22 protein-coding genes are annotated in these 25,791 nt (G+C 64.0%); 12 read left to right on the forward strand and 10 right to left on the reverse strand.

Annotated features, from left to right (window positions below; all coding sequences use genetic code 11):
• Window positions 1-43: 43 nt before the first annotated feature.
• On the reverse strand, window positions 44-2,962 hold the full coding sequence (locus tag ACQ3DC_RS14315; RefSeq protein ID WP_430752362.1) for an exo-alpha-sialidase: 2,919 nt from the start codon (window positions 2,960-2,962) through the stop codon (window positions 44-46).
• A 177-nt stretch (window positions 2,963-3,139) separates the two neighbouring features.
• On the opposite strand from ACQ3DC_RS14315, the gene ACQ3DC_RS14320 reads away from it, so the two are divergent.
• Window positions 3,140-4,831 carry a sialidase family protein gene (locus tag ACQ3DC_RS14320; RefSeq protein WP_430752274.1) on the forward strand — a complete coding sequence of 564 codons (1,692 nt, stop codon included), beginning with the start codon at window positions 3,140-3,142 and terminating at the stop codon, window positions 4,829-4,831.
• A gap of 52 nt (window positions 4,832-4,883) precedes the next feature.
• Here the strand turns inward: ACQ3DC_RS14320 and ACQ3DC_RS14325 are convergent, their stop codons facing one another.
• Window positions 4,884-5,786 (reverse strand): DUF4862 family protein, encoded by a 903-nt coding sequence (locus ACQ3DC_RS14325; protein ID WP_421093630.1) that lies wholly within the window; start codon window positions 5,784-5,786, stop codon window positions 4,884-4,886.
• A gap of 117 nt (window positions 5,787-5,903) precedes the next feature.
• On the opposite strand from ACQ3DC_RS14325, the gene ACQ3DC_RS14330 reads away from it, so the two are divergent.
• The 8 genes from ACQ3DC_RS14330 to nagA all read left to right on the forward strand — a co-directional run bounded on the left by ACQ3DC_RS14330 (window position 5,904) and on the right by nagA (window position 15,404).
• The gene (locus tag ACQ3DC_RS14330; protein ID WP_157242445.1) at window positions 5,904-7,529 is read left to right on the forward strand and encodes an ABC transporter substrate-binding protein; all 1,626 of its coding nucleotides are present in this window, start codon (window positions 5,904-5,906) and stop codon (window positions 7,527-7,529) included.
• Between the two features lie 111 nt (window positions 7,530-7,640).
• Entirely contained in the window at window positions 7,641-8,597 is a 957-nt protein-coding gene (locus tag ACQ3DC_RS14335) for an ABC transporter permease (RefSeq protein ID WP_323057261.1), read from the forward strand.
• Between the two features lie 3 nt (window positions 8,598-8,600).
• A complete protein-coding gene (locus tag ACQ3DC_RS14340; protein ID WP_430752275.1) occupies window positions 8,601-10,727 on the forward strand; it encodes a dipeptide/oligopeptide/nickel ABC transporter permease/ATP-binding protein in 2,127 nt (708 codons plus the stop codon).
• Window positions 10,724-11,530, forward strand: a complete 807-nt coding sequence (locus ACQ3DC_RS14345) for an ATP-binding cassette domain-containing protein (RefSeq protein ID WP_430752276.1) — start codon at window positions 10,724-10,726, stop codon at window positions 11,528-11,530. The genes ACQ3DC_RS14340 and ACQ3DC_RS14345 overlap by 4 nt, the downstream gene beginning before the upstream one ends.
• Window positions 11,531-11,565: 35 nt before the next feature.
• The gene (locus ACQ3DC_RS14350; RefSeq protein ID WP_430752277.1) at window positions 11,566-12,495 is read left to right on the forward strand and encodes a dihydrodipicolinate synthase family protein; all 930 of its coding nucleotides are present in this window, start codon (window positions 11,566-11,568) and stop codon (window positions 12,493-12,495) included.
• Window positions 12,496-12,517: 22 nt separating this feature from the next.
• Complete coding sequence (locus ACQ3DC_RS14355; protein ID WP_430752278.1) at window positions 12,518-13,489, forward strand: ROK family protein; 972 nt, start codon at window positions 12,518-12,520, stop codon at window positions 13,487-13,489.
• Window positions 13,486-14,169, forward strand: a complete 684-nt coding sequence (locus ACQ3DC_RS14360) for an N-acetylmannosamine-6-phosphate 2-epimerase (protein ID WP_430752279.1) — start codon at window positions 13,486-13,488, stop codon at window positions 14,167-14,169. Before ACQ3DC_RS14355 ends, ACQ3DC_RS14360 begins: the two co-directional genes overlap by 4 nt.
• Entirely contained in the window at window positions 14,166-15,404 is a 1,239-nt protein-coding gene (gene nagA, locus ACQ3DC_RS14365) for an N-acetylglucosamine-6-phosphate deacetylase (protein WP_430752280.1), read from the forward strand. The genes ACQ3DC_RS14360 and nagA overlap by 4 nt, the downstream gene beginning before the upstream one ends.
• Before the next feature lie 32 nt (window positions 15,405-15,436).
• Here the strand turns inward: nagA and ACQ3DC_RS14370 are convergent, their stop codons facing one another.
• Complete coding sequence (locus tag ACQ3DC_RS14370; RefSeq protein ID WP_430752281.1) at window positions 15,437-16,204, reverse strand: glucosamine-6-phosphate deaminase; 768 nt, start codon at window positions 16,202-16,204, stop codon at window positions 15,437-15,439.
• A 99-nt stretch (window positions 16,205-16,303) separates the two neighbouring features.
• Window positions 16,304-17,035, reverse strand: coding sequence for a FadR/GntR family transcriptional regulator (locus tag ACQ3DC_RS14375; protein ID WP_323057270.1), 732 nt, complete (start codon window positions 17,033-17,035; stop codon window positions 16,304-16,306).
• 525 nt (window positions 17,036-17,560) lie between these two features.
• Here ACQ3DC_RS14375 and ACQ3DC_RS14380 point away from each other — a divergent pair.
• A complete protein-coding gene (locus ACQ3DC_RS14380; RefSeq protein WP_157242452.1) occupies window positions 17,561-17,701 on the forward strand; it encodes a hypothetical protein in 141 nt (46 codons plus the stop codon).
• A gap of 59 nt (window positions 17,702-17,760) precedes the next feature.
• On the opposite strand, the gene ACQ3DC_RS14385 is transcribed toward ACQ3DC_RS14380, so the two are convergent.
• Window positions 17,761-18,039, reverse strand: a complete 279-nt coding sequence (locus ACQ3DC_RS14385; RefSeq protein ID WP_157242453.1) for a hypothetical protein — start codon at window positions 18,037-18,039, stop codon at window positions 17,761-17,763.
• Between the two features lie 268 nt (window positions 18,040-18,307).
• On the reverse strand, window positions 18,308-18,961 hold the full coding sequence (locus ACQ3DC_RS14390) for a hypothetical protein (protein WP_157242454.1): 654 nt from the start codon (window positions 18,959-18,961) through the stop codon (window positions 18,308-18,310).
• A gap of 465 nt (window positions 18,962-19,426) precedes the next feature.
• Here ACQ3DC_RS14390 and ACQ3DC_RS14395 point away from each other — a divergent pair, with 465 nt between their 5' ends.
• Window positions 19,427-19,999 (forward strand): hypothetical protein, encoded by a 573-nt coding sequence (locus ACQ3DC_RS14395; protein ID WP_157242455.1) that lies wholly within the window; start codon window positions 19,427-19,429, stop codon window positions 19,997-19,999.
• A gap of 49 nt (window positions 20,000-20,048) precedes the next feature.
• Here the strand turns inward: ACQ3DC_RS14395 and ACQ3DC_RS14400 are convergent, their stop codons facing one another.
• The 4 genes from ACQ3DC_RS14400 to ACQ3DC_RS14415 all read right to left on the reverse strand — a co-directional run bounded on the left by ACQ3DC_RS14400 (window position 20,049) and on the right by ACQ3DC_RS14415 (window position 23,577).
• Window positions 20,049-21,254 (reverse strand): MFS transporter, encoded by a 1,206-nt coding sequence (locus tag ACQ3DC_RS14400; RefSeq protein WP_430752282.1) that lies wholly within the window; start codon window positions 21,252-21,254, stop codon window positions 20,049-20,051.
• A gap of 143 nt (window positions 21,255-21,397) precedes the next feature.
• Window positions 21,398-21,649, reverse strand: coding sequence for a hypothetical protein (locus ACQ3DC_RS14405; protein ID WP_430752283.1), 252 nt, complete (start codon window positions 21,647-21,649; stop codon window positions 21,398-21,400).
• Between the two features lie 99 nt (window positions 21,650-21,748).
• Window positions 21,749-22,675 carry a pyridoxal 5'-phosphate synthase lyase subunit PdxS gene (pdxS, locus tag ACQ3DC_RS14410; RefSeq protein WP_430752538.1) on the reverse strand — a complete coding sequence of 309 codons (927 nt, stop codon included), beginning with the start codon at window positions 22,673-22,675 and terminating at the stop codon, window positions 21,749-21,751.
• Between the two features lie 107 nt (window positions 22,676-22,782).
• On the reverse strand, window positions 22,783-23,577 hold the full coding sequence (locus tag ACQ3DC_RS14415; RefSeq protein WP_157242458.1) for a sulfite exporter TauE/SafE family protein: 795 nt from the start codon (window positions 23,575-23,577) through the stop codon (window positions 22,783-22,785).
• 602 nt (window positions 23,578-24,179) lie between these two features.
• Between ACQ3DC_RS14415 and ACQ3DC_RS14420 the strand changes: the two genes are divergently transcribed.
• Window positions 24,180-25,604, forward strand: a complete 1,425-nt coding sequence (locus ACQ3DC_RS14420; protein ID WP_157242459.1) for an amino acid permease — start codon at window positions 24,180-24,182, stop codon at window positions 25,602-25,604.
• The last annotated feature ends 187 nt before the right edge of the window (window positions 25,605-25,791 follow it).

Consider the following 25,791-nt stretch of genomic DNA (forward strand, 5'->3'; position numbering starts at 1 on the left):
CCGGCCGTTCCTGTCCACTCTGTTCTCCTTGAATTCTGGCCGGTTATCCCTTCGGGGTCACCTGCAGCCTGTCGAAGGAGGCCTGTTTGCCGTCCTGGTCGAGGACCACGACGTCGTCGCGTCCGTTCTGGACGTCAGCCGGCAGGATGAACTCCACAGTGTTGTGAGTGGTGGGGAAGAACCAACCGATGCGCTGGCTGTGCTTGTTGAGGTAGACGTAGTACCACTGGCCGTATTCGAGGCCGTTGAGGACCACTTTCTGGCCGTTGCGGTATTTCTCCGCGGTGCCCAGATCGAACGGCGGAAGCTGTTCCTCAAGGTCCTGCACGGTCAGCGCCGGAACGGTTTCCGGGCGCGCCGGCTGCAGGTCCAGGACGGTTTCGCCGCCGGCCAGCATTGCGGAGATCTGCTGTGCACCGTTGGCGGCTGTGACCTCGAACTCCACAGCCTCCAGCCGTCCGGCGGCGATGTCGGCAGCGGTCAGGACGTAGTCGCGGGTTGTCGTTACGGTGGCGCCCACCCCCAGGCCCGGTTCGTAGATGGCAGCGTCGGGGGCACTCAGTTCCGTCAGGGAGACATTTCCGGCGTTGCCCAGGGTGTAGGTGTAGGTGACGGTGTCGCCTGCAGAGGCATACCGGTCCCCGTCGGTGTCCTTCCACTCCGTTGCTACGGTGCCCTCAAGCCGTGCATCACGGACCTTGAGGTCCACTTCCCCGCCATCAACGGCGTAGGTCCGCGCAGACTGGCCGGAAGAACTGACCTCCCACGTGGTGGCCGGAACAAAGAAGCCCTGCTCGGCTTCCGCCGCGGTGACTTCATGCCGCGGCGTGGTGCAGGCGTAGCTCTGGCCGGCGGGCAGCACACCGTAGCGGCAGTTGCCGGGGCCTTCAGGGACAAAGGGGCTGAAATTTCCGGCCGTGGGAACGACCTTCTCCGTCAGCGGGCTGGTGTTGGTCACATTGAATGTGTAGGGAAAGGCTTCCCCGGCGGTGTAGGGCTGGGTGGCCAGGTCACGGCCGGCATCGTTCCGGGTGCCGCTGATGTCCGCTGCAACCAGTCCGTCCCGTAACGCAACGGCCGCACCGGTAAACGTGACTGTCTTGGTGAGGGATGGCGTCGAGCTGGCCGTGATGGTGAAGCTCGCCTGGGGAACAAAGTAGCCGCGTGCGATGTCCTCGGCCGTCAGCGTGTGCTTTGCCGTGGTGCAGTTGTAGCTTGAACCGGCGGCAAGGTTGTTGTACCGGCAGTTCGGAGCCGACGGCGGAAGGAAGCCGGCGTCGAAGGTGCCGGATACGGGCACCGAGTTCGCCGTGACGTTGGCCGTGCTCCTGACGTTGAACGAGTAGCCCAGCGCCTCGCCCTCACGGTAAGGGTTGGCGATGACGTCCCTGGCAGGTGCGGATCCTGCGACGGAGAGGCCTACCTGCGGCGCCACCGGAACGGTGGCCGTGAAGGTGTGCTGCGAGACCCGGCCGTCCGACGTCGTAAAGGCCGCGTTGAGGTTTTGCGGACCGCTGGCGCTGGTTGAGGCGGTCAGGTCGACGTTGACGGTCACCGAGGCGCCGGGCGCGACGTCGGGCACGGGAACCGTGGAGGCGGACCAGCCGCTGGGGGTGTAGACCGTGGCGTTCGCGCCCGAGAGCGTGGCGGCTTCCTGGTTGGTGATGGTGACAGGGACCTGCTGGGTGGCACCGGGTGCGGTGGTGACAGCCGGCACTGACAGCGGAGCGCAGGCGTAGTTCAACCACGCGTCGTCGAACTTGGAGAACGTGATGTTGTCCGTGTAGTTGCCCTCGTAAAGGACCCCGAACTGCCCGTCTTCCAGCCGGGTCACGGTGGAATAGGCGGAGAAGCCCGGACGGATGGTGCGGACCCCCGGCCAGGTCGCTCCGTCGTCACACGAAATCCTTGCCGATACGTTCTCCCGGCCGGTCTTGGAATTGGAGTTGGTGAAGATCAGTTTCCTGGCCTCAGCGGATCCTTCCGCTGCCGCAGGATACATCCGGGCGATGGCTCCGTTGTTGGCCGGGTCCGGAAGTTCCGTGTCCTGCGTTACCGGGCCGTAAGTGGCGCCGCCGTCGGTGGAGATCGCCACCTTGCGGTAGCCCTGGTTGGCGTTGTCGCGGGAGTTCAAGAGGACCCGGCCGTCCGAAAGTTCCACGGTTTTGTTTTCATCCATGCGGTCACCCACGTTGGCACCCTTGTGCCAGGTGGCCCCGTGGTCATCCGAGAAGACGCTGTAGGCCTGGATTTTATTGGTGCCGTCAGCTTGCCTGACATCCCCGGCGTACTGCTGGATCAGGCGGCCCTTGTACTGGCCGTACTTGAGCTGGATCCCCTCTCCGGAAGACGCAAAGTTGGATCGGATGTCACCTGCTGCGGGGTTCGTCTTGTTGGTGCCCGGCTTCGTGACGCTGGTAATCAGCCGCGGTTGGCTCCAGGTGACGCCGCCGTCGGAGGACTCGATCACGGCGGAGGATATGACAGTGCGGTCGGCATCGTCGTTTCCGTACTGGCTGCCGAAGAAGCCCTGGTCCTTGGAGTAGACGAAGAAGGTGAACACCTTGCCGGTCTCGGCATCAAAAATGTAGGAGGGGTCACTGTAGCCGTACTTGGGGGTGGTTGCATTGCCGGTGTGGCCCGCAGCGATGACCTGCACGGGACCCCAGGTGCGGCCGCCGTCGGTGCTGCGCCGCTGCACGATCGAGTTGGGGTTTGGGGCGTCGGCGGCGCTTCCCGGCCTGCCGTCCCAGGAGGCCAGGACAACACCGTTTCCCAGGTATGTCATGGCCGGGATCCGGTAGAAGAAGTTGCTGGCGGTCCGGTCTGCCGCCAGGTTCATTTCCGACAAGGTCCCGGGAGGTGCCGTGGGGCTGTTCGGCGGGATGGGGGCGGCTCCGGCAGGAACGGCTCCGGCCAGCAGGGCAAGGGCCAAGGCCGCTGTTCCTGCACTCCTTCCCACCACTGCTGCGCGTCTGGTTCTTCTTTTGGTGGAACCCAAATTAGATGTCCTTTCGGGGTGCCCGCTGCATTTGCGGGCCTGGTGAGGTGACCGTCGGGAGAGGCAAAAATCTGCACCTTCTACATACGACGTCCTACCACCGTATAGTGGTCGGCTTCACATTGCTAGACTTAAGGGGTGACGTCCTACATCTTCCCTCATGTCCCCCGACTCCCAGATGCCGTCCCGGCCGTGGAGCACGTCCTCGCCACCCGCGGCACCGGCGGCTACCGGCAGTACCGCATCCCGGCCCTCGCCGTCACCGCACAAGGAACCCTGCTGGCCGCCTACGATGGCCGGCCCAACCTTGATGACCTGCCAAGCCCCATTGACTTGCTGCTCCGCCGCAGCACGGACAGCGGCCGCACATGGGGCAAGCAGGCCGTGGTCCGCACGGGAAAAGGCCTCGAGGGTTTCGGGGATCCGAGCCTGCTGGTGGACATGGAAACGCAGCGCATCTTTCTCTTCCATGCGGCGGGCACCCGGGCGGGATTCTTCGAAGCCACCGCGGGCCACGATCCGGACGATGAGTACGTCCAGCACTGCGATCTCAGCTTCTCCGACGACGACGGCCTGACCTGGCAGCACCGCAGGATCACCAGCCAACTGAAGAACAGTACTGACCGCCCGGTCACGGGAATCTTTGCTGCTGCCGGCCAGGGCATCCAAATCCATTCAGGACCTTTTACGGGCCGGCTGGTGCAGCAGTTCGTTGTCCTCTGCGAGGGCACCATCATGGCCGCCTCCGCGTACAGCGATGACCACGGAGACTCCTGGACCCTCGGCCAGCCTGTTGGTGAGTGTACGCACGGCTTCAGCCCCAACGAAAACAAGGTGGTTGCACTGGCGGACGGCCGCCTCCTGCTGCACAGCCGCGGCACGCCGCGCCGCCTGGCAGCAACATCAGACGACGGCGGGGCCACCTGGAGTGCGCTTAGTCCCGTTGAGGAGCTTCCGGATCCGAGCGACAACGGTTCCCTTGTCCGTTTCGACGGCCTGCCCAATGTGGCCGGCCGGACGGACGGCGCCACCGACTCGTGGCTGCTGGCCACCAACAACCACGACACGGCCCTGCGGCGGAACACTGTACTCAGCCTGTCGCCGGACAACGGCCGCACCTGGCCAACGAAACTGGTCCTGTGCCCGGGAAGCTCCGCGTACTCGACGGCAGCGCGTCTCCCCGACGGCAATATCGGCGTCCTGTATGAGCGGCAGGGTTACCGGGAGATCGTATTCGCCTCCGTGCCGCCGGAGCAGCTCACGCAACAACGTGCTGCGCCTCCCGAGACTGCGCCGGGGGAGGAACCTGGACTGGTATTCGATATGGAACTCCGTTCCATCACCCCCGGACGCCCGGCCGCCTGGCTCAACGCGGGTGATTTCCACGTCATGCCTGCCAATACGGGAGGCTGGAACGTCCATACCTGGAAGGAGATCGGCCAGGGCTACTCCGACGAATCAGCGCAAGTTATCGGCACCCGGGAGGCACAGGACCTGAACTACGGCCCTGTCACACCCGGTTACAGGGCCGGTGACATCCTGGCTTTCACCGGCAGGGCACGCAATCGCGGCACTCTCCCAGTGACCGAGATGCGCCTGGACGGCCCGGGCGCGGATGCGTTCCCCGCTGCGGATCTCCTGCCCGGGGCGGAAGCGCTCTACTTCACTCCCACGCACACCGTGACCGAAGCCGAGGTAGAGCGAGGGTCCGTAGAAGTGGCGTACACGGTCGAGGGAGTCGTGGGCGGTTCCCGCCACCGCACGTCCCGGACCTTTCATTTCGATACTGCAACAGGGGCGGTCCGCGTCGAACACAGGCCTTGGTCGTGACCGGCTTCCGGCCGGACCGTCACTGATCTGCAGTTACGGCACTCCATCCCGGTCAGATCGGCGCCTCCACCAGATCGCACATCTGCCGCAGGCGCCCTGCCCTGTCGCCGGCCGACAGGCCATGCTGGGGAAGCCCGATCTTGAAGCCTGAGATGGCTACCGGCCCCGCCGCCGCCAGGCAGCGCTGGACCTCGGCGCGGTTCAGCAGCGAGCTCGGCGGGGCACCATCAACCTCAAGAGCAGGGAGGTGGGCATCAATCCATGGGTATCCGAACTCTGTTGGCTCCGGGGAGCATCCGGAAAACATAATCCCCGCGAGGACGCCTGCTTCCCGGGCAAGCAGCAAATGCTCAACTGCGGTGCCGGTGTCCCCTGATTCAATGACCGACCGCGCCCAATTGACCAGGACTCCAACCTGATCCCACCCCTGGCCCTGGAGCGAGGCGACGACATTGACCTCCTCAGCGAATGTCAGAAAGCCCTTCTCCGGCCTACTCCCCCGCCGCGGAGCGTCGCAGTGCTCCACGAGCACACGCGTGCTGCCCCATTCCCAGTCGAGTACTTCCTTAAGGGACTCCTCAAACAAGCGGGACGAGGAATGCAGGGGCGGCGCAGAGTGCAGCTCAATTGCCTCCACCTTGTGCCCCTCGCCCGCGAGGCGGGAGGCATAATCCCGCACGCCTGAAACAAACTGCAGCGCCGCCCTCCGCCCTTCATCGTCCCTGGAGGCCAAGCCGAAAGTGGGGGCCTGGCTCACTCGCTTCATGGTGCCGGGAATTGCGGTCACTACGGCCGACCACCCCTCGGGAGCCCCCGCCGGCCACGGGCTTCCGCCATGGGGGCCGTAGGGCAGCTCCAATCCCCGGATTGAAGGGATACAGCCCAACTCCTGGTAGAAGCGCTGCGGCAGGTCTTCCGGCTGGGCAGGATAGGCACCAACGATGAGGGACGACATTTGGACTCCGTTGTGGATGGCGAACGCACTTGACGATGCGCTGTGATGGGACTTACAGTTTTATCACGAGCTCGGACGTCCTACATCCGATAAACCCTCTGGAATCGCGAGGCCCACATGAACATCTCCTCCAAGAACCTGCCGCTGGTCAATGACGCCAGCCGCCGGAACTTCCTCAAGCTGACTGGCGCCATGGGCGTCGCCGCGGCCTTCACCGCTTCAGTGGCTGCGTGCGGCAGCCCGGCAGCCACAACCACCGGCGGAGGCGCCGCAAGCGCCGCCGCGATCAACAAGGACCTCATCATTGAGGCGGGCATCTCCTACGCACTCTCCACCGGTTTTGATCCCCTGAGTTCCTCCGGAGCCACGCCCATGGCCGCGAACCTGCACATCTTTGAAGGCCTCGTGGAGCTGCATCCGGCCACCCGCGAGCCGTATAACGCCCTGGCAGCCGCGGACCCCAAGAAGGTCAACGACACCACGTACCAGGTGACCATCCGCGATGGTGCCAAGTTCCACGACGGTTCGCCCGTCACCACCGAGGACGTCGCTTTCTCGTTCACCCGCGTCATGGACCCGGCAAACAAGTCCCTGTTCTCGCAGTTCATCCCGTTCATCCAGGACGTAAAGCCCGTCGACGCAAAGACGGTGGAGTTCACCCTGAAGTACGCCTTCCCCGGGTTCGGCCCCCGCATCTCCGTGGTGAAGATCGTCCCCAAGGCACTCGCCAGCGACCTGAAGGCCTTTGATGCCAAGCCGGTGGGCTCCGGTCCCTACAAGCTCATCTCCGCCGTCAAGGACGACAAGATCGTTTTCGAGGCGTTCGCCGACTATAACGGCCCCAAGCCTGCGCTGGCCAAGGGCATGACCTGGCACCTGCTCTCCGACGCCGCTGCCCGCGTCACCGCCGTGCAGTCCGGCCGTGTCCAGGCCATCGAGGACGTCCCCTACCTGGACGTGGAAGGACTCAAGTCCAAGGTCAAGGTTGAATCCGTCCAGTCCTTTGGCCTGATGTTCCTGATGTTCAACTGCGCAAAAGCCCCCTTCAACAACAAGCTCGTCCGCCAGGCGCTGCACTACGGGCTGGACAAAGACGCCATCATCAAGAAGGCCCTCTTCGGCAACGCCAAGCCGGCCAGTTCCTACTTCCAGGAAGGCCACCCGGACTACGTCAAGGCCAAGAACGTCTATGGCTACGATGCCGGTAAAGCTGAACAGCTGCTCAAGGAAGCCGGCGTCACCAGCCTTGAGTTCGAACTGCTCACCACGGACACCGCCTGGGTCAAGGATGTCGCGCCGCTGATCCTCGAGTCCTGGAACAAGATCCCGGGCGTGAAGGTCACAGTGAAGAGCATCCAGTCCGGCGCGCTGTACGCGGACCGCGTTGGCGCCGGTGACTACTCCGTCGTCGCGGCTCCGGGCGATCCGTCAGTCTTCGGTAATGACGCGGACCTGCTCCTGAGCTGGTTCTACTCGGGCGCTACCTGGATGGAAAAGCGTGCCTACTGGACCGCGCCTGAACGCGCCAAACTGCAGGAACTCATGAATAAGGGTTCGCAGGCAGCTGCGGCAGATGCCAAGAAGATCACCGGCGAAATTGTGGACCTCGTCTCAGAGGAACTTCCCCTGTACCCGATCTTCCACCGCCAGCTGCCCAGCGCGTGGGACGACAAGAAGCTCAACGGCTTCAAGCCGCTGCCCACCACTGGCATGTCGTTCATCGACGTCGGCCGCACGTCCTAGGCAGCCCCTTGCGTTGCGAGGCCGGCCCCGCGCACCTGATCCCCTCGGGAGCAGCCAGGGCAGGCCTCGCAACTTATTGAACTGCAGCATCCAAACACACCGGAGAATAAATTGGTCACGATATTGCGCCTGCTGGGCCGCAGGCTCGCAGCATTGCCATTGATGATCCTGGGCATCACCCTGCTGGTCTTCCTCGTACTGCAGGCCGCACCGGGCGATCAGGCAAGCTCGGCACTGGGCGAAGGCGCCAGCGAAGAAGCAAAGCAGCAGTACCGCCAGGAGAATGGGCTGGACGATCCGCTGGTCGTCCAATACTTCGCTTTCCTTGCAAAGCTGCTGCAATTCGACCTCGGTGTCACCACACCGCCCGCCAAGTCCGTGGCGTCGATGATCGGCTCAGCGTTCCCGCTCACGCTCCAGCTGACGTTCCTGGGCGTCATTATCGCGGTGGTCGTATCCCTGGTATTCGGAATCCTCGGCGCACTTTACCGTGATAAGTGGCCGGACCAGCTGGTCCGGGTCTTCTCCATAGCCGCCATCGCCACACCGTCGTTCTGGCTGGGCATCCTGCTCATCCAGTGGTTCGCCTTGGGCTCCAGTCCCCTGTTCCCCTCAGGCGGAATTGCGACGCCGGAATCAGGTTTTGGCGGATGGCTGAACTCCATGGCCCTCCCGGCCCTCGCCCTCGGCATTCCCGTCTCGGCATCACTGATCCGCGTGGTCCGCACCTCAATGGTGGAGGAACTGGACCGGGACTACGTGCGCACAGCCATCGGCAACGGTGTTCCCTACCGTGAGGTGGTCTCCCGGAACGTGCTGCGCAACGCACTGGTGACTCCGGTGACCGTGCTGGGACTCCGCGTCGGCTACCTGCTGGGCGGCGCCGTCGTGATTGAAATGATTTTTGCCCTGCCCGGCATGGGCCAGCTCATCCTGAACGGCATCACCAACCTGGACGTCAACCTCGTCCAGGGCGTGGTGCTCACCATCTCCGTCACCTTCGTTCTGGTGAACATCGTGGTGGATCTCCTGTACTTGCTCATCAACCCCCGAATCAGGACGGTATAGCCCATGCGCAGCAAACTCGCTGAACGGCTGAGCGCCCCGGGCCTCCGGTTCAAAGCCCTACCCTGGGGCTCCCGCATCGCCCTCCTCTTCCTCATCGCGGTCGTCCTGGCCGCCATCCTCGCGCCGGTCCTCGCCCCGCACGATCCGCTTGAGACCTTCATCCCGGCCACCCCGCCCGGCGCCGAGCACTTCTTCGGCACCGACCGGCTGGGACGCGACATCTTTTCCCGCCTGCTCTTCGGCGCCCAGTCCTCGCTGCTGATCGGCCTCGGCGCCGTTGGCCTGGCCATCCTGGTGGGCGCCCTGCTGGGCTCCTTCGCAGCGACGTCCAGCAAGGCCGTGAACGAACTGATCATGCGCCTCATGGACATCCTGATGGCCTTCCCCGGCATCGCCCTGGCGGCGGTACTGCTGGCAGCGTTCGGCAACTCGGTTCCCACCATCATCATTGCGATCGCCATCATCTACACCCCGCAACTGGCCCGCGTGGTCCGCGCCAACGTGCTGTCCCAGTACGGCGAGGACTACGTCCGCGCCGAACGCGTCATCGGCGCGGGCCGGTTCTACATCCTCCTCAAGCACATCGTCCGCAACACGGCCGCCCCCGTGCTGGTGTTCGCCACGGTCATGGTGGCCGACGCCATCATCCTCGAAGCGTCGCTCTCCTTCCTGGGCGCCGGCGTGCAGGACCCCGCGCCATCGTGGGGCAACGTGATCTCCTACGGACGCAACCTGGTGCTCTCCGGCGGCTGGTGGGCCACAACCTTCGCCGGTGCCACCATCCTGCTCACGGTTCTGTCGCTGAACATCCTCGCCGAGGGCCTTACCGACGCCATGGTGAACCCCAGGCTGCGCAAGGCGGCGGCCGTAAAGGACGACGACGGATCAGCTGCGGCTATTGGCGCTGCAGTTGCGGTGGACACGGAAGTTGGCACGTCCGTGGCCCAGTCCTCCGTCGTGGAACAGCACGAGCTCGACGGCGTCCAGGCGGCTCCCGGCGGCGTCCTTACCGAGGAGGACTACAACCAGGCCGCCGTCCTGTCCGACCCGAAGCTTGCTGCGGCGAACCCGCACCTGCTGTTGGATAAGGAACTGGAACTGCTGGCCGCCATCGAAGCCAGGCGCACCGACAGGCTCCCCCAAGTGGAACCGGGCGCCCGCAACGTGCTGGAAGTGAAGAACCTATCCATCCGTTTCCCGGCCCGCTTTGGTGACATCGCAATCGTGGACAACGTCTCGTTCACAGTCCGCGAAGGCGAGACCATGGGCCTGGTGGGCGAGTCGGGCTGCGGCAAGTCCATCACGTCCCTGGCGGTCATGGGGCTTCTGCCCAAAACGGCAGAGGTCACCGGGTCCATCAAGTTCGACGGCAAGGAACTGCTGGATCCGGCCACGAAGCACAGCAGCATCAAGGCCTACGAAGGCCTCCGTGGTGAACAGATCGCCATGGTCTACCAGGACGCCCTGAGCTCCCTCAACCCGTCCATGAAGATCAAGGACCAGATGGAGCAGCTGACCAGGCGCGGCGGCCGCAAGACCCCCGCCGAGCTGCTGGAAATGGTCAAGCTCGATCCGGTACGGACCCTGGCCAGCTACCCGCACGAGCTTTCCGGCGGGCAGCGCCAGCGCGTGCTGATCGCCATGGCCCTGTCGCGCTCCCCCAAGATCGTGGTGGCCGATGAACCCACCACCGCCCTGGATGTGACCGTCCAGAAACAGGTGGTCGACCTGCTCAACGAGCTGCGCGAGCAGCTCGGATTCGCCATGGTGTTCGTCAGCCACGACCTCGCCCTGGTGGCGTCCCTGGCGCACCGGATCACCGTGATGTACGCCGGCCAGGTGGTGGAATCCGCCCAGGCATCCGAGCTTTTGCGCAATCCCAAACATGAGTACACCCGCGGCCTGCTCGGCGCTGTCCTCTCCATTGAGGCCGACGCCGTCCGCCTGCACCAGATCCCCGGCACCGTTCCCTCACCGCGCGACTTCGCACCGGGCGACCGCTTCGCGCCGCGTTCCCTGCGGTCCGACGCCGATCCCGACCAGAAGCTGGTCCTGACCCCGGTTGGAGCCGCGGCCGGCGGCGATGCCGACCACTACTGGGCAAGCCACCTGAAGGAGGATGCGAAATGAGTGAATCAACCGGCAAGCCGGTCATCGAACTCAAGGACGTCAAGGTCTACCACCAGGCGCGGGGCGGCAAACTCTTCCGGCCCAACATAGTCAAAGCAGTGGACGGCGTGGACTTCACCATCAGCCGCGGCGAAACCGTCGGCATAGTGGGTGAGTCCGGCTGTGGCAAGTCCACGCTTGCGTCGGTCCTTGTGGGGCTCCAGCCGCCGACGTCGGGCCAGGTGCTGTTCCACGGCAGGCCCGCCATTAAGCGGAACGCCGCGCTGCGCAAGGAGTTCGGCCGGTCGGTGTCCGTGGTCTTCCAGGATCCGGCCACTGCACTGAACCCGCGCATGACGGTCCAGGACATCCTCACGGATCCCTTGCAGATCCACGGGATCGGCACCGCCGCTTCCCGTGCAGCGAAGGTCAAGGAACTGTTGGCGCTGGTGGGACTGCCGCAGTCCGCAGCCGAAGTGACGCCGTCACAGGTCTCGGGCGGCCAGCGGCAGCGCGTGGCGATCGCCCGGGCACTGGCGCTGGACCCGGACATCATTGTGGCCGATGAGCCCACCTCGGCACTCGACGTGTCCGTCCGTGCCCAGGTGCTGAACCTGCTCTCTGACCTGAAGACCGAACTGAACCTCGGCATGGTGTTCATCTCGCACGACATCCAGACCGTCCGGTATGTCTCCGACCGCATCTGCGTCATGTACTTCGGCAAGATCGTCGAGCAAGGCAGCGCAGCCCAGGTGTTCGACAACCCCACCAACGACTACACCAAGAAGCTCTTGGGCGCTGCCCCGAGCCTTCTCCACATCTAGATCCCCCCATCAGCACCAATCATCGGAGAACCTACGTGTCCACCCAGTTCCAGGGCGTCATCCCGCCCGTTGTCACCCCCCGCCACGCCGACGGCAGCATCGACACGGCGTCGCTGACCAACGTCACCAAGCATCTGCTCGACGGCGGCGTATCCGGACTGTTCGTCCTGGGCTCCTCTGCAGAGGTTCCGTACATGACCAACGCCGAGCGTGAGCTGGTGGTCAGCACCATCGCCGAAGCCAACGCGTCTGCTGGTGCTGACGCCGTGCCGCTGATCGTCGGCGCAAACGAGCAGACCACGAACCGCGTCATCGAGGAGGCGAAAAAGGTCATCGACCTCGGCGCCGACGCCATCGTGGTGACCTCCATGTACTACGCGATCGGCAACGCCGCAGAAACTGAAACGCACTTCCGCGCCGTCCACGCCGCCGTCGACAAGCCGATCTTCGCCTACGATGTTCCGGTCCGCACGCACTTCAAGCTCCCCACCGACCTGCTGGTCCGGCTGGGCCGTGACGGCGTGATTGCCGGCGTCAAGGATTCCTCCGGCGACGACGTCTCCTTCCGCCAACTGCTGCTGGCGGCGAAGGACATCCCGAACTTCGACATCTTCACCGGCCACGAAGTCGTTGTCGACGGCGCCCTCCTGGGCGGTGCACAAGGCGTGGTGCCCGGCCTGGGCAACGTGGACCCGCGCGGCTACCGCAGCCTCGTCGACGCCGCCCAGGCAGGCGACTGGGCAAAGGCCGCATCCGAACAGGACCGCCTCGCAGACCTCTTCGAGATTGTGTACACCCCCAATGGCCGCGTCTCCGGCGGGGCGGCAGGCCTCGGTGCCTTCAAGACGGCCCTGCAGCTCATGGGCATCATCGAATCCAACACCATGAGCGTGCCGATGCTTTCCCTCAACGAAACCGAGACCACGGCCATCAAGGTGATCCTGGAACGCAACGGGCTGCTCTAGCACCGCCCAAGAAAGAGAGCAGATGCAGTACGCGATCGGTGTTGATCTTGGCGGCACCAAGACTGCTGCGGGCGTTGTTTCCTCCGCCGGCGAGGTCCTGTTCCCGGAGACGATTCCTACTCTGAACCGGGCCGGCAGTGATGCACTCCTCGATGCCACCGCTGGACTGGTTTCATCCCTCCTTGGCCGGGCCCGGGCTGAAGGCCTGGATGTTGCAGGTGTCGGGGTAGGCTCTGCCGGGGTGATTGATGCCGGGCGCGGCGTGGTGGTGTCGGCGACGGACGCGATCTTCGGCTGGACCGGGACGGCACTCACCGGCGGGTTGGCAACGCGGCTGGGCCTGCCGCCGTCGTCCATCAAGGCCGTGAACGATGTCCACGCGCACGCCCTGGGTGAATCCTGGGCAGGTGCCGCCGCTGGAACCGCCAGTTCGCTCCTGGTGGCTTTCGGCACCGGCGTCGGCGGAAGCTTTGTGCTCTCCGGGCACCCGGTCCTGGGCCACCGGTTCGTGGGCGGCCATGTGGGCCACTTCGCTTCACCCTACGCGTACGACGGCGGCACTCCGGTTCCCTGCGTTTGCGGCGGTTCCGGCCATGTCGAGGCCATAGCCTCCGGGCCCGCCATCCACGCCACCTATCTGAGGCTCGGCGGCCGCGAGGGGGAGGCGGCTGACACGCGGGCCGTTTTCGCGCTGGCGGGAGCGGGCGACACTACGGCCATCAGAGCCGTAAGGCTCGGCGCGTCTGCCGCCGGCCAGGCTGTTGGCGGACTGGCCAACGTCCTCGACCCGGCGGTAGTTGTTGTTTCCGGCGGACTCACCGATGCCGGCGCCCCCTGGTGGGAACCCATGGAGCGGGCGCTGCGGGCCGAGCTCCTCCCCGCCTTGTCCGGGCTTCCGGTCCTGCCCGCCAAGCTCGGCAACGCAGCGGCTATCGCGGGCGCTGCGCGCCTTGTCCTGCCGCACACAAACCCCTCCGAAGGAACCGACCAGTGATCCTGACTTCCGAAGCACTCGAGGCCCTGCGCGGGCACCTCATTGTGTCCTGCCAGGCCTATCCCGGGGAGCCAATGCGCGATCCCCGGACCACGGGGCAGGTAGCCGCCTCCGCGGTTATTGGAGGCGCTGCCGCCGTGCGGGTCCAGGGCCTGGCCGACGTGCAGCACACGCGTTCCGCGGTAGAGGTCCCGGTGATCGGGCTCTGGAAAGACGGCCATGACGGCGTCTTCATTACTCCCACCCTTCGGCACGCACTGGCAGTCGCCAACGCCGGCGCCCATGTTGTGGCAATCGACGGCACCCGCCGGGGCCGGCCGGACGGCCTCACCCTGGCGCAGACGGTGGCCGGCATCCATGCTGAATCCCACGCCCTCGTGATGGCGGACTGTGGTTCCTTCGACGACGCCGCGGCAGCGGTCGAAGCCGGAGCAGACCTTGTGGGCACCACGCTGTCCGGCTACACCGGCGAGCGTCCCAAAACCTCCGGCCCCGACCTGGACCTCCTTCGGCATATCGCGGGAGCGGACTTTGGGGTCCCCGTCATCGCCGAAGGCCGCATCCATACTCCCGCCCAGGCACGGCAGGCCCTCGACGCCGGCGCCTTCGCCGTCGTCGTCGGGACAGCGATCACGCACCCGGCCACCATCGCCGGCTGGTTCGCCGAGGCCCTGAAATGACGCCGCCGGCCGCGCCGCCCGGCAACTACCTCATCTCGGGCACAGTTGTGACGGACGGGCATTCTGCCGCGAATTCCGCGGTCGCCGTAGTTGACGGCATCATCGCCTACGTGGGGCCCTTGGCCGATCTTGACCGCTCCGTCCTGCCTGAACTTGAACCGCTCGAACCTCCGGCCGGAAGCATGATCCTGCCAGGCCTGGTGGATTTGCACTGCCATGGCGCGGCCGGCGGAGACTTTCCAAGCGGCAACCTGGCCGCGGCCCGCACTGCCATAGACTTCATCCACCGCAGCGGTACCACTACCCTGCTGGCCAGCCTGGTGACCGCGCCGCGCGAAGACCTGTTGAAGGGCATGATGGCCCTGCGGCTGCTGACTGACGAGGGGCTCATCGCGGGCATACATGCCGAGGGCCCGTTCCTGTCCGACGCCCGCTGCGGGGCGCAGGACCCGCGGTTCCTGCTGGACCCCGACCTGGACCTGCTGGACGAGTTGCTGGACGCCGCCGGCGGTCACCTGCGGACCATGACTTATGCGCCGGAACTGGCCGGCGCGGAGGCCCTGGTCCGAAAGCTTGCGGAGAACGGCGTGGTTCCGTCGCTGGGCCACACGGATTCTGACGCACGGACTGCGGCGGCTTCCCTCACGGAGGCCGCGGAACTGCTTGCCGCCTCCGGCCGCGAACCGATCTCGCGCCCCACGGTCACACACTTGTTTAACGGGATGCCTCCGCTTCACCACCGCAGCCCGGGCCCTGTTGCCGCTTGCCTACGGCTGGCCGGCGCCGGCAGGGTGGCCGTCGAACTTATCGCCGACGGCGCGCATCTTGACCCGGATACCGTTCAGATGGTTTTCGAACTGGTGGGCGCGGACAATATTGCTCTCGTGACCGATTCCATGGCCGCCACAGGCCTGCCTGACGGTGACTATCGTCTGGGGCCTGCTTCCGTCTCGGTCAGGAATTCCGAGGCGCGACTGACCGGCAACGGGTCCCTGGCCGGCGGCACCGCGACCCTCCTTGACGTTGTCCGCCGCACCATCGAGGCAGGTGTGGATCCGGCCGCCTCCGTTAAGTCAGCTACGGCCGTTCCGGCGGCGATTATCGGCCGGGCCGGAGACCTTGGGAGCCTCCGCGCGGGCCGCCGCGCCGACGTCGTTGTGGTGGACCGGGACTTCCACCGCGTCCTGGTCATGCGCGCTGGCCGCATCCTGTGCCGCCCCGCAGCCCGGCCCTGAACCTGCCGTCTCCGGCTCCTTGTGCAGCGGCCCTACACTGCGGCGGATGCACCGCCCACGCGCACGGCTACCTGTCCGCTGCCTGGAGGCAATTGCGCAGCAGCGGCTTCGTCAGCCACCACCGTCACGTGAGGGTGCAGCTGCAGGACCGATGCAGGGCAGTCCGATGTCACAGGTCCGTTGAGGGCGGCAGCAAGGATGCCTGCCTTGTCCGCGCCGTTGACCACCAGCAGGAGATGCCGGGCTTCAAGAATGGTGCCCAGTCCCTGGGTGATGCAGAGCAGGGGCACGTCCGACGGCGAGTCGAAGTAGCGCGCGTTGGCCTGCCGGGTTCGTTCTGTGAGCATTTCAACCCGGGTCCGGGAATCCAGTGCCGAGCCCGGTTCATTGAAGGCCAGGTGGCCATTGTGGCCGATCCCGAGGATCTGCACGTCAATGCCGCCCGCGCCGGCGATGGCAGCCTCGTAGTCAGCCGCCGCGCGTTGGGGGTCCGGGGCGCTCCCGTCCGGCACCGAAACCTTCGCGGGGTCAAGGTGCAGCCTTTCAGTCACTTCGCGCCGGACAACTTCAGCGTAGCTTTCAGGATGTCCTGCCGGCAGGCCCACATATTCGTCCAGCGCGAAGGCCCTGGTACGCGTCACATCAAGCTGGTGCCTGGCCAGAGCTTTATAGATCGGAAGGGGCGATCCTCCCGTTGCCACACCCAGCACGGCGTTCGGCTTACTGCGGATGACGGCTGCCAGGATCCCGGCCGCGACGGCGCCTGTGGCTGGGGCGGTAGGCACTACGAAAATTTCCACGGCAAAGCACTCTCTACGAAAAACGGAACCGGGCACGGGTGAGGCCGCCCGGAGCGCGGGCGTTGAAGGAAGTCCAGGCAGGGAGTCGGCGGGCGTCCGTCAGGAGGCCGCGACGTCCTTGAGTTTCAGGCGGATGCCGTCGAAGTGGCGCTGGAGGCGCTCTGATGCCAGGGTCTTGTCCCTGCCGGCTACGGCCTCGTAGATGTCCCAGTGGATCTGGACCTGTTCTTCAAGGTTGACCGGCCCGGAACCGAGCGCCTCATGGATTTGGCGGTACACCTGCCAGAACACGTCCATCAGGTTGATGAGCAGTTCGTTGTTCAGGGGTGCGTAGAGACGGCGGTGGAACTCCGCGTCATGCTCCGCGAGGGGTTCGCCTTTTGCGGCGGCATCCTGCATCGCCTGCATGGTGGACCGGAGGTCTGCAAGATGGTCCTCCGTCAAAAGGTCGATGGCCGAACCGATGAGACCCGATTCAAGTGCCTGCCGCACATCAATGAGTTCCATTGCTTCTTCGCCCTTGTGCCTGAGCGAGAGCCTGCCGCGGAAGGTCAGTCCGGACACCAGGGCACTGAAGTTGTTGGGGGCAACGAACATGCCGAACCCGTGCCTGATTTCTATGACGCCGAGCGCCTGCAAAACCTTGAGGGACTCGCGGACAGTGTTCCGGCCTACACCCAGCTCAGCGGACAGTTCACTCTCGGTGGGAAGCGCGTCCCCAACATCGAGGCCACGTTCCAGGATCAGTTCCATGATGCGCGTTTGAAGTGCCTGGGAACGGATTTGCGCGCTAAACCTTGCCGACGATACCGCTGCGGGTGTTACTGTCACGTGATCTCCTTCGACCGCACTCTGTCGGCGGTCTTCCTCTTTTAGTAAGTGTACAGGAGATAGGACGTCCCTCCTTCGTTTTCGGGAAATGTTTTATCCGCTCCCGGCAGGGCAGGTGCCCAAGTTCCCAGGACGGCCAGTCCCGGGCATGGCGATCTTCACGCTCAAGATCACCTGGTTGAACTTCAGCTACGGCGTTCCTGCTGCCGGCGAACCCCCGCCCCGTCCGGCCCGCCCACCCCCGACTGCAGGGCCAGGCCAGTACGGACGGCCGTGGAAGTTATCCTTCATCATCCCGATCCACCCAGCGCCGGGTAGTCATGGTTTGCGGTTAGGGCTTGCGCTACGGGTCAAGGCCACCACTTGCAAACCCTATCGTAAGCATGCTTATGATATGTGCAGCCGAAGACGAACGGCATGGAGAATCGAGAAGGGCGCGCTCAGCGAACGGGGCGCGCTTTTTTCGTGCCTAAGCGTTACGGAGTTGCGCCCGGGTCTCCGGTCATGCCGTCCTAGACTTTCGCCATGCACCCCTTAGCGGCAATCGGCCTGGTGTTCCTCACAGGGCTTGCCTGGATGGTCACCATCCTGACCTTGTTGATTGCCCTGGCCAAAGCCCGGCGCCGTCCTCCGGCTGAAATCAGGCACGCAGGCCCAAACGACTGATGGCGAGGCAGCGTAGCATTAGCCGGCTAGAGGGTTGCCAGTTCAGGAACACTTGGCAGCTACTTGGGCAGAGTGAAGAAGCTCTCGGAACCGTCCGGATGATGCACTGGAGCCTCGGCGCGGACGACCTCAAGCTCAGCAATGTCCACAAGCCGCCGGCTCCCGGCGAGCACGTCCATCATCCAAAACAGCTCATGATTGGGGGCCAGCTCCGTCACCTCACCGCGGTGGACAAGGGTGCCCTTGCAGTAGGCCTCTACGCAGTCACCGGAGGTGAGCTCACTGTTGGAGCGAATGAATGTGCCGCGGGAATCGGTCAGGTCGGAATTGTCGTCCATGCTCCCAGCCTTGCGCTTGAAGGTTACTAGCAGGTAACCGGGGAGAGACGCCTTCGGCGTCCCCTAAGGGACGGATAGTCCGCTCCGCTCTACGCCCGGTGGCTGGAACGCCGCAAAATCACTGCAACGCAAGGCCCGCGGGAAGGTCGCTGACAGCCGTGGTCAGAAACCCATTCAGGAACACCCACCAGACACATGAACGCCGAGAACTCGGACAGAAAGAGACCTGACGCGACGTGGCGAGTTCACTGACACAGGTGTGCGCCTGCTACGCCCGCGGGACCGATTCAACCGAGTCCACCGCGAATGGCTTGGCCGCCGAGCGCTGCAGGGGACGACGAAGGCGGACCTGGTACAAACCATCCCTGAACGTGACGCGGGGATCCAACTGGACAACCAAGAGGGGCTCTTCGCGGGCCGCGTCCACCCTCAACACTATTCCCTCACGCCGGCCGTCCACGAGCAGCGGTGTGGCCGGCTCCACCGCGGTCTCCCTCAGGCGGTTCTGAAATTCCGCCGTGGCCGCCAGGAAGAGGATTCCATGGGCGGCCCCAACGACGCGCAGCGGAATCACCATGTCACGCGGCGGGTGTGCGGGAGAGGGCGGAGCTTGCACCTGATAGTGCCGGGCAGACGACGTCCTGGCTGCCTTCAAGACCCGGTCGCATTCCGGGCAACGGGTGCGCCTCCCGACGTCGGCCACCATGGTCACCAGCAGTCCCCTGGGTGCGTGAGCCCACTTATCGGCCACAATGTGGCACCACGCCGGGTGGTACTCGTTCCCGTACTTCATCACGTAGACCTGATCATCGCCGAGGAGGGGCATCCCCTCCCGCCAGGCGGCCGGCTGGATCGGCTTGAGCACGCCGAGGTCACCGGCTCTCGCATCGGCGGGGCGGCCCGCATTAAGGTACTTGCGCAACAACGGACTGCGTTGCCTTTTTGACTGTGGAATCCCAGGTCCTTCCTGTGCAACGGGAGTGCGATCAGGCACACCCTCATGACCCCCTACTCAGCTTGCGTCCATTTCCCGCAAGTTGCCAGCCGGGACTATATCTTTCTGTCCGGACCAGGGCGCGAAGTTCCGCCAGGATGCTTGACGCGTGATAATTCACCCCCGCAGTCATGCTGCCTGATCTCAATGCCCCGATGAATGAGCAGAAGTTCCATCGCTGCTTGTCATTCTGATATGCCCCCATAATCGCCGGGCGCGTCCTCCGCGCAACCAGGGCGCTACCGCGCCGGCGTCAACCCGGCCAGGAACTCCCCTACGCGCGCACCGTCGCCCTCTACCTCACCAGTGACACCACCGCCACCTCCATCCGCCTTCCACCATCCACACCAGCGAAACCGCCGTCCGCGGACAGGCCTACCTCATGCCGGCACCATGGCGGCGCTCACCGGAGTGCTCGCCGCACAGGGCGTCACTATCGTCGGAGACGAAACCTTCTCCCCTACGACGGCGAACCCGGCACCAGCCGCCCTGCCCGTCGGCTCCACCCAAACCAGCGCGATCAACGCCGAATTCTTCTGCCGCGGCAGCTTCCTCGAACCCACCGACCGCATCACGCTCCCGACCACCCGTCAGGAAGCAGCCAAAGCGGCCGCCGTCGAACACCCCGTGGAAACCATCGCATCCCAGCCAGCTGATGCGACGCTCCGGCAAGGCCGGCACCACTGGGCAGACGTGCTCGATTCCAGAACCTTCCCGAGCGATGAAGACTGCCCCGCACTTCTCGCCAGCCTGCAATTCCAGGGAATCCGCGACCGGCTCAACGCAGACTTTCCCGGCCTGGACGAACCGATGGAGCTGATCCTGTTCGCCCAAACCGACCAGGCACCCAAGTGGTCACGCATCGGGCGGGCACAGCAACTGCTCCACCATGCATACTCGCACCAGCGTCGACCGGACTCCAGGTTGTCAGGCTGTTTCATGCACGCGCCGGGCTTCTCGGCATAGGCCGCTCCGCCATCCCGTCGCTGCGTCTCGTGCCAGTAGCGACCCCATGTCAATTTGAAGCGCTGATCACCCGATCACGCCCGGCAAAAACGCCCGTCACGGTAAGCACTGCCATGATGCCCGCGGTGACGAGGAGCGCAAGCGTCCAGTCTCCGCTTACGTCGCGAAGACCGCCGAACATTACCGGCCCCACCGCACCGAGGCCGTACCCGACAGATTGCGCCATGCCGGACAGGGATGCGGCCTGCGGGTAATTCACGGTCCGGAGGCTAAACAGGGACAGAGCGATGACAATGAGGCTCCCGCACCCGATTGCCCCGAGAAAGATCCACAGCAGTATGAGGTCCGGCGCAAGGGCCAGCCCGAGAAACGTCACGAACATAAGCGCGCCGCTCGTAAAGGATACGAGCCGTTGGTCCGAACCCCGGTGAAGGATTCCCCCTGCGGCAAGGCTCGCGAACACGCTGATGAGCAGGAAAACGGACAGATGGATGCCCGCAGTAGTCGCGGGGACCCCTTGGCCTTGCTCGATAGTGGGCAACCATGCCATCAGGACGTAGAAGGCGATCGATTGCAGCCCCATGAAGATCGTCACCTGCCAGCCCAAGGCCGAAACCCAGGGCGACAGGTACGAGGCGTCTGGCGTGATGACGTGTGCGGTGCCTGCCCTGTGCCGGCGCAGCCACGGCAGGAGCACGGCCATGGCGATAAGGGCAAGTCCCACCCAGATTCCGAGGGCAAGCCGCCAGCCCCCCGGGGATGTTTCTGCCACGGGAACGACGACGGCGGCCCCGATCGCGGCGAAGGCCGCCTGTGTGGCGGTGTAGCTTCCGGTGACCTGGCTGACCCTCGTCGGAAAGTCCCGCTTCACGAGGGAAGGCACCAAAACATTGAGAAACGCGATAGCCATGCCGATCAGTGCGGTGCCCGCCCAGATGAAGCCGGGCACCGGTAAGGAGCGAAGCACGATGCCCAAGGCAAGGATCAGCAGGGACATCCACAGCGCCCGGTCGAGACCCAGACGGGAAGCGAAGCCGGGCGCCACAGGTGAGAAGACTGCGAAAGCAAAGAGCGGAAGGCCTGTGAGGAACCCTGCTGCGGCGCTTGAAAACTCAAGATCACTGCTGATGTTCGCGAGTACCGATCCCACACTGACAAAGGACACCCGAAGGTTAACCGCGATGAGCAGTACCCCGATGAAGGCCAGGCCAAACCTGACAGTGCGATCCGGGGCGTTCCGGGTGACAACGGGCATGATACGTTCTTCCACCGTTCAGGAGATTAGGAGCGCACGAGGCGCCCAGCCGATTCCAGCCTTGCCGGTAGTGAGCAAGGGATCCCCAAGCAGCTGGAGTGGTTATCCAAGGGTGAGTGAGTGCCGCGAACATTCCTGCGCTGCTAGGCGCTGATTTCCAGTGTGACACCATCGTTCCCATGGAAAATTCGGCGTTCACCAAGATCCTTGAGCACTATCCAGACAAGTGATCCATCGGGTGTGGCGCAGTCTATCGTTCCGTACGTCACGTACCCTCCGCCGTCTGTAACCCGCACATCTTGGCCCTCCGCCAGCGCGTCCCGTGAGACTGATCGCCAGTGAGGTCTCACCAGGGATTGAGGGGGCAGTTCGAGTGACGCGGTTTCAATTGCCATTAGTGCTCCTAATTGATGCCGAAAGCCGCGGTCTTGGTGCCGAACCTTGTTCTGGACACGAGCAGGCTTCCGGTCAACGTGTTGTGGGGAACTCCCGTGTTACCAGCCGCGTTCGGCGAGGCGGTGGGGCTGGGGGATCTCGTCGACGTTGATGCCCACCATGGCTTCGCCGAGGCCGCGGGAGGCCTTGGCGATGACGTCGGGGTCATCGAAGAAGGTGGTGGCCTTCACGACGGCGGCGGCGCGCTGGGCCGGGTTGCCGGACTTGAAGATGCCCGAGCCGACGAACACGCCGTCAGCGCCGAGCTGCATCATCATGGCCGCGTCGGCCGGGGTGGCGATGCCGCCGGCGGTGAACAGCACCACCGGAAGCTTGCCGGCGGCGGCAACTTCCTTGACCAGTTCGTACGGTGCCTGCAGTTCCTTCGCCGCAACGTACAGCTCGTCCTCGGGCAGGGCCGCAAGCTTGGCGATCTCGGAACGGATCTGGCGCATGTGGCCGGTGGCGTTCGAGACGTCGCCGGTGCCGGCCTCGCCCTTGGAACGGATCATGGCCGCACCCTCGTTGATGCGGCGCAGTGCCTCACCGAGGTTGGTGGCGCCGCAAACGAAGGGAACCTTGAAGTTCCACTTGTCGATGTGGTTGACATAGTCGGCCGGGGTCAGGACCTCGGACTCGTCGATGTAGTCCACGCCCAGGGACTGCAGGACCTGGGCCTCCACGAAGTGGCCGATCCGGGCCTTGGCCATGACCGGGATGGACACGGCATCGATGATCTTCTCGATCATGTCCGGATCCGACATGCGGGACACGCCGCCCTGGGCCCGGATATCGGCCGGAACGCGTTCCAGCGCCATCACAGCAACGGCACCGGCGTCCTCGGCGATGCGGGCCTGTTCGACGTTGACGACGTCCATGATGACGCCGCCCTTGAGCATCTCAGCCATACCGCGCTTGACGCGGTTGCTGCCCGTTGCATTCTTGATGAAGTTTCCGGAACTGAAAGCTTTCCCTTGTGTTGACAATGAGTACTCCTATCGGAAGTAGCTGAACTTCAGCTTCTGGTAATGGACTTTGGAAGCTCTAGGCGAATCACCCAGAGCCCGAACGGAGGCACTCCTCCCTGCGATAGTCAGGCGAGCATGGCAACGCCCCTGAAAAGGATTAGAACGGCGCCGGTGAACGCCAGCACCAGGACGGCGGTCATGCTCGCCCTGGGCGGAACCCGTGGCCCGAGTACATTTCCAAGCACTATTCCGCCCGTGAGGGCCAGACCACAGGACAACCATTGGAGGCCATCAAGAGCTGGCATCTCGCGTTTCGCGGCGAGGGAGGCAAGCCCCACCCCTAAGAAGTAAAGCTGTGCGCTGGCTGCAAATGCTCTGTGCTGCCATTGGCTGGCCTGTGCGTACGCCGCCACAGCCGGTCCCCCGACCCCTGCCGTTACATTCATGAAGCCTGAGATAAATCCAGCGATCCCCGCCCCCAGCCTGCCGCGGAGAACTACAGGTGGCGTGCGTACGGTAAGGCTTGCGGCCAGGGCAACTATGATCATGGCGCCGACAATGATTGAAAGCAGGGAAGACGGCATGTGGATGGCAACCCACGAGCCGGGAACAATGGCCACGATGGCGGGCCCCAGCATGAGGAGCACCCGGCGGAACTCCACTTCCCTGAAGACTTGGACCAAGACCAGCAATGACGTGAGAGTGCCCAACGCATTTACCAGCAGCACGCCGTTAAATGGTCCGAGGAGCATGCTCAGGAACGGTGCGGCAACGAGCGCGAATCCAACACCCGTGATGCGTTGCGTGGACGCGCCAAGGAAGGTTGCTCCTCCCAGCGCTGCCAGGGCCCACACGTAGTCGGCATTCACCGGAATCGGATCCAGGGCTACCGCGTCAATCACTTTCAGTTCCCGCGCCATGCCGCTTACCGGCCAAGGCAGCAGTCATGCGGTCCTTTTCCGACTTGCCTGCGGACGTTTGCCGCATACATCGACCACGGAAGGATGCGAGGCTCTTCTCATATGCCTGCTGCACGGACACATCCTTTCGCTGGAGAAACACTCGGCCGGATTCCAGTATATATGACTCCACGTTCCGAATTCCGGAATGCATTGATGGAAACGCGTGAACCGGCGAGCACGACTGAACCGCAATGCCGGCATCCCGCGGAGCCCTGCGGGCGGATACTTTGGGCAAGGGCCAAATGCGCATGCCCTGTCATCGAGGTTGAGGGCCGGAGTAAGTTCAGGGAATGGGCTGGCTCCTTCGTTTCAGTTCCATCTGGTTCTGTGAACCGCAACATCGGCTACGTAGGTTTGGGCTACACCAAATGAAGTGGGCTGGATCACTCACAGCTAGACTGTGCGGGCAGATCTCACGGCGCCCTCTGGTCTTCCGCCTCTTAGCCCAGGCGAAAAGCGCACTTTAGCTGGTTCCGTCAATCATTGGAGGAAACGTGGACAGCGCCGAACCTCGGCAAGCCGAGAGCCCAAGCCTTAGCAAGGGCCTGAAAAACAGACACATGAACCTGATTGCCATCGGAGGCGTCATTGGGGCCGGCCTCTTCGTCGGCAGCGGCGTGGTTATCAGCAGCACTGGCCCAGCCGCAATCGTCTCCTTCTCCATTGCAGGCCTTATCACCTTGCTTCTAATGCGCATGCTGGCCGAAATGGCAGTGGCCCGCCCGGTGGTCGGATCTTTTTACGTCTATGCACGGCAGGCCCTGGGACAACGGGCAGGGTTCGCTACCGGATGGATGTACTGGTACTTTTTCGTGATCGTTGTTGCTATCGAAGCGATAGCTGGCGGCCGGATAATCCAACTCTGGTTTCCCGATATCCCGCTGTGGATACTCAGCCTGGGCCTGATGATCATTTTGAGCGCCACGAACATGGTTTCAGCCCGGTCCTTTGGTGAGTTCGAATACTGGTTCTCCTCCATCAAAGTGGTAGCCATCATTGTTTTCCTGTGCCTGGGGATCCTCTGGATAACCGGCGTCTGGCCTGATTCAACGCCGGGATTCGGTAACCTCTTTGACCATGGGGGCTTCACGCCCCTGGGCTGGGGAGCCGTCATGGCCGCCGTAGTGCCTTGTGTCGCCTTCTACACCGGGGCGGAAATTGTCACCATTGCAGCAGCCGAAGCCGAAGACCCGGAACGTTCCGTGAAGCGGGCAATGCGTTCTATCGTCGCCAGAATCGTGACTTTCTATGTGGGTTCTATCTTTGTGGTCGTTTGCATCCAAAGGTGGGATGCCGAGAGCGTCGGGATCAGCCCCTACGCGGCAGTACTTGATGTCATGGGTATCCCTGCCGTATCCGTCATCATGAACGGAATTGTGCTGACAGCGGTCCTTTCCTGCCTGAACTCTGCGCTCTACACCACTTCGCGCATGCTTTTCGCTCTAACGCGCAACGGCGATGCCCCCAAGTTCTTTACCAAACTCTCCAAAGGCGGCGTGCCGCGCCGTGCGATTCTGCTCGGAACAACGGTTGGCTATATTTCGGTTATATGCGTCTATTTGTGGGGAGAAGTGGTTTTCACGTTCCTGGTGAACTCCTACGGCGCCGTTGCTCTGTTCGTTTATCTGGTGATTGCCATTTCCCAGGTAGTGCTGCGTAAACGACTCGATCGGGAAGATCCCGCAGCCCTGAAACTCAAGATGTGGTTGTTCCCATGGCTAAGCTACGCGACCATAGCGCTCATGCTCAGCGTCATAGCTGCAATGGCCATCCTTCCCAGCACCCAGTCACAGTTCCTGATGAGCGGCCTCACACTGATTGTGATCCTGCTTAGTTACGAAATGCGGAGACGGTACGGAAAACGTCCGGAAAGCGAGCAAGAACATCCAACCCGGGCGGACGCGGCCGGTGATGCCCAAGCTAACGAAGAAGATGCAGAGCAGCCCGGAAAAATGGAGACGGACCTGACAAGGACGCTGCACTAATCCGCCCTTGAAGCATCGAAGGAAACCCGCTGTGGGAATTGGCAATGGAGCTACTCGCAGCGGGTTTCTGCGTGCCGGCGGCTGTGTAGGATCCCCTGGTTCTCCGTGGATCGGAGGGCCCTGCCGCCGGGTCGGGGATTTGGTCGCTGGGTCCGGCATGACTTTTTTGCCCTGAGGTCTACTGCGG

It is taken from the genome of Paenarthrobacter sp. NEAU-H11 (assembly GCF_050573415.1).
Classification (GTDB): domain Bacteria; phylum Actinomycetota; class Actinomycetes; order Actinomycetales; family Micrococcaceae; genus Arthrobacter.

Coding starts and splice junctions, on each gene's coding strand:
- ACQ3DC_RS14325 (WP_421093630.1), bottom strand. CDS start 5,786: ATGTCGTCCCTCATCGTTGGTGCCTATCCTGCCCAGCCGGAAGACCTG.
- ACQ3DC_RS14330 (WP_157242445.1), top strand. CDS start 5,904: ATGAACATCTCCTCCAAGAACCTGCCGCTGGTCAATGACGCCAGCCGC.
- ACQ3DC_RS14340 (WP_430752275.1), top strand. CDS start 8,601: ATGCGCAGCAAACTCGCTGAACGGCTGAGCGCCCCGGGCCTCCGGTTC.
- ACQ3DC_RS14345 (WP_430752276.1), top strand. CDS start 10,724: ATGAGTGAATCAACCGGCAAGCCGGTCATCGAACTCAAGGACGTCAAG.
- ACQ3DC_RS14355 (WP_430752278.1), top strand. CDS start 12,518: ATGCAGTACGCGATCGGTGTTGATCTTGGCGGCACCAAGACTGCTGCG.
- nagA (WP_430752280.1), top strand. CDS start 14,166: ATGACGCCGCCGGCCGCGCCGCCCGGCAACTACCTCATCTCGGGCACA.
- ACQ3DC_RS14380 (WP_157242452.1), top strand. CDS start 17,561: ATGCACCCCTTAGCGGCAATCGGCCTGGTGTTCCTCACAGGGCTTGCC.
- ACQ3DC_RS14385 (WP_157242453.1), bottom strand. CDS start 18,039: ATGGACGACAATTCCGACCTGACCGATTCCCGCGGCACATTCATTCGC.
- ACQ3DC_RS14395 (WP_157242455.1), top strand. CDS start 19,427: ATGGCGGCGCTCACCGGAGTGCTCGCCGCACAGGGCGTCACTATCGTC.
- ACQ3DC_RS14400 (WP_430752282.1), bottom strand. CDS start 21,254: ATGCCCGTTGTCACCCGGAACGCCCCGGATCGCACTGTCAGGTTTGGC.
- ACQ3DC_RS14405 (WP_430752283.1), bottom strand. CDS start 21,649: ATGGCAATTGAAACCGCGTCACTCGAACTGCCCCCTCAATCCCTGGTG.
- ACQ3DC_RS14415 (WP_157242458.1), bottom strand. CDS start 23,577: ATGGCGCGGGAACTGAAAGTGATTGACGCGGTAGCCCTGGATCCGATT.
- ACQ3DC_RS14420 (WP_157242459.1), top strand. CDS start 24,180: ATGAACCTGATTGCCATCGGAGGCGTCATTGGGGCCGGCCTCTTCGTC.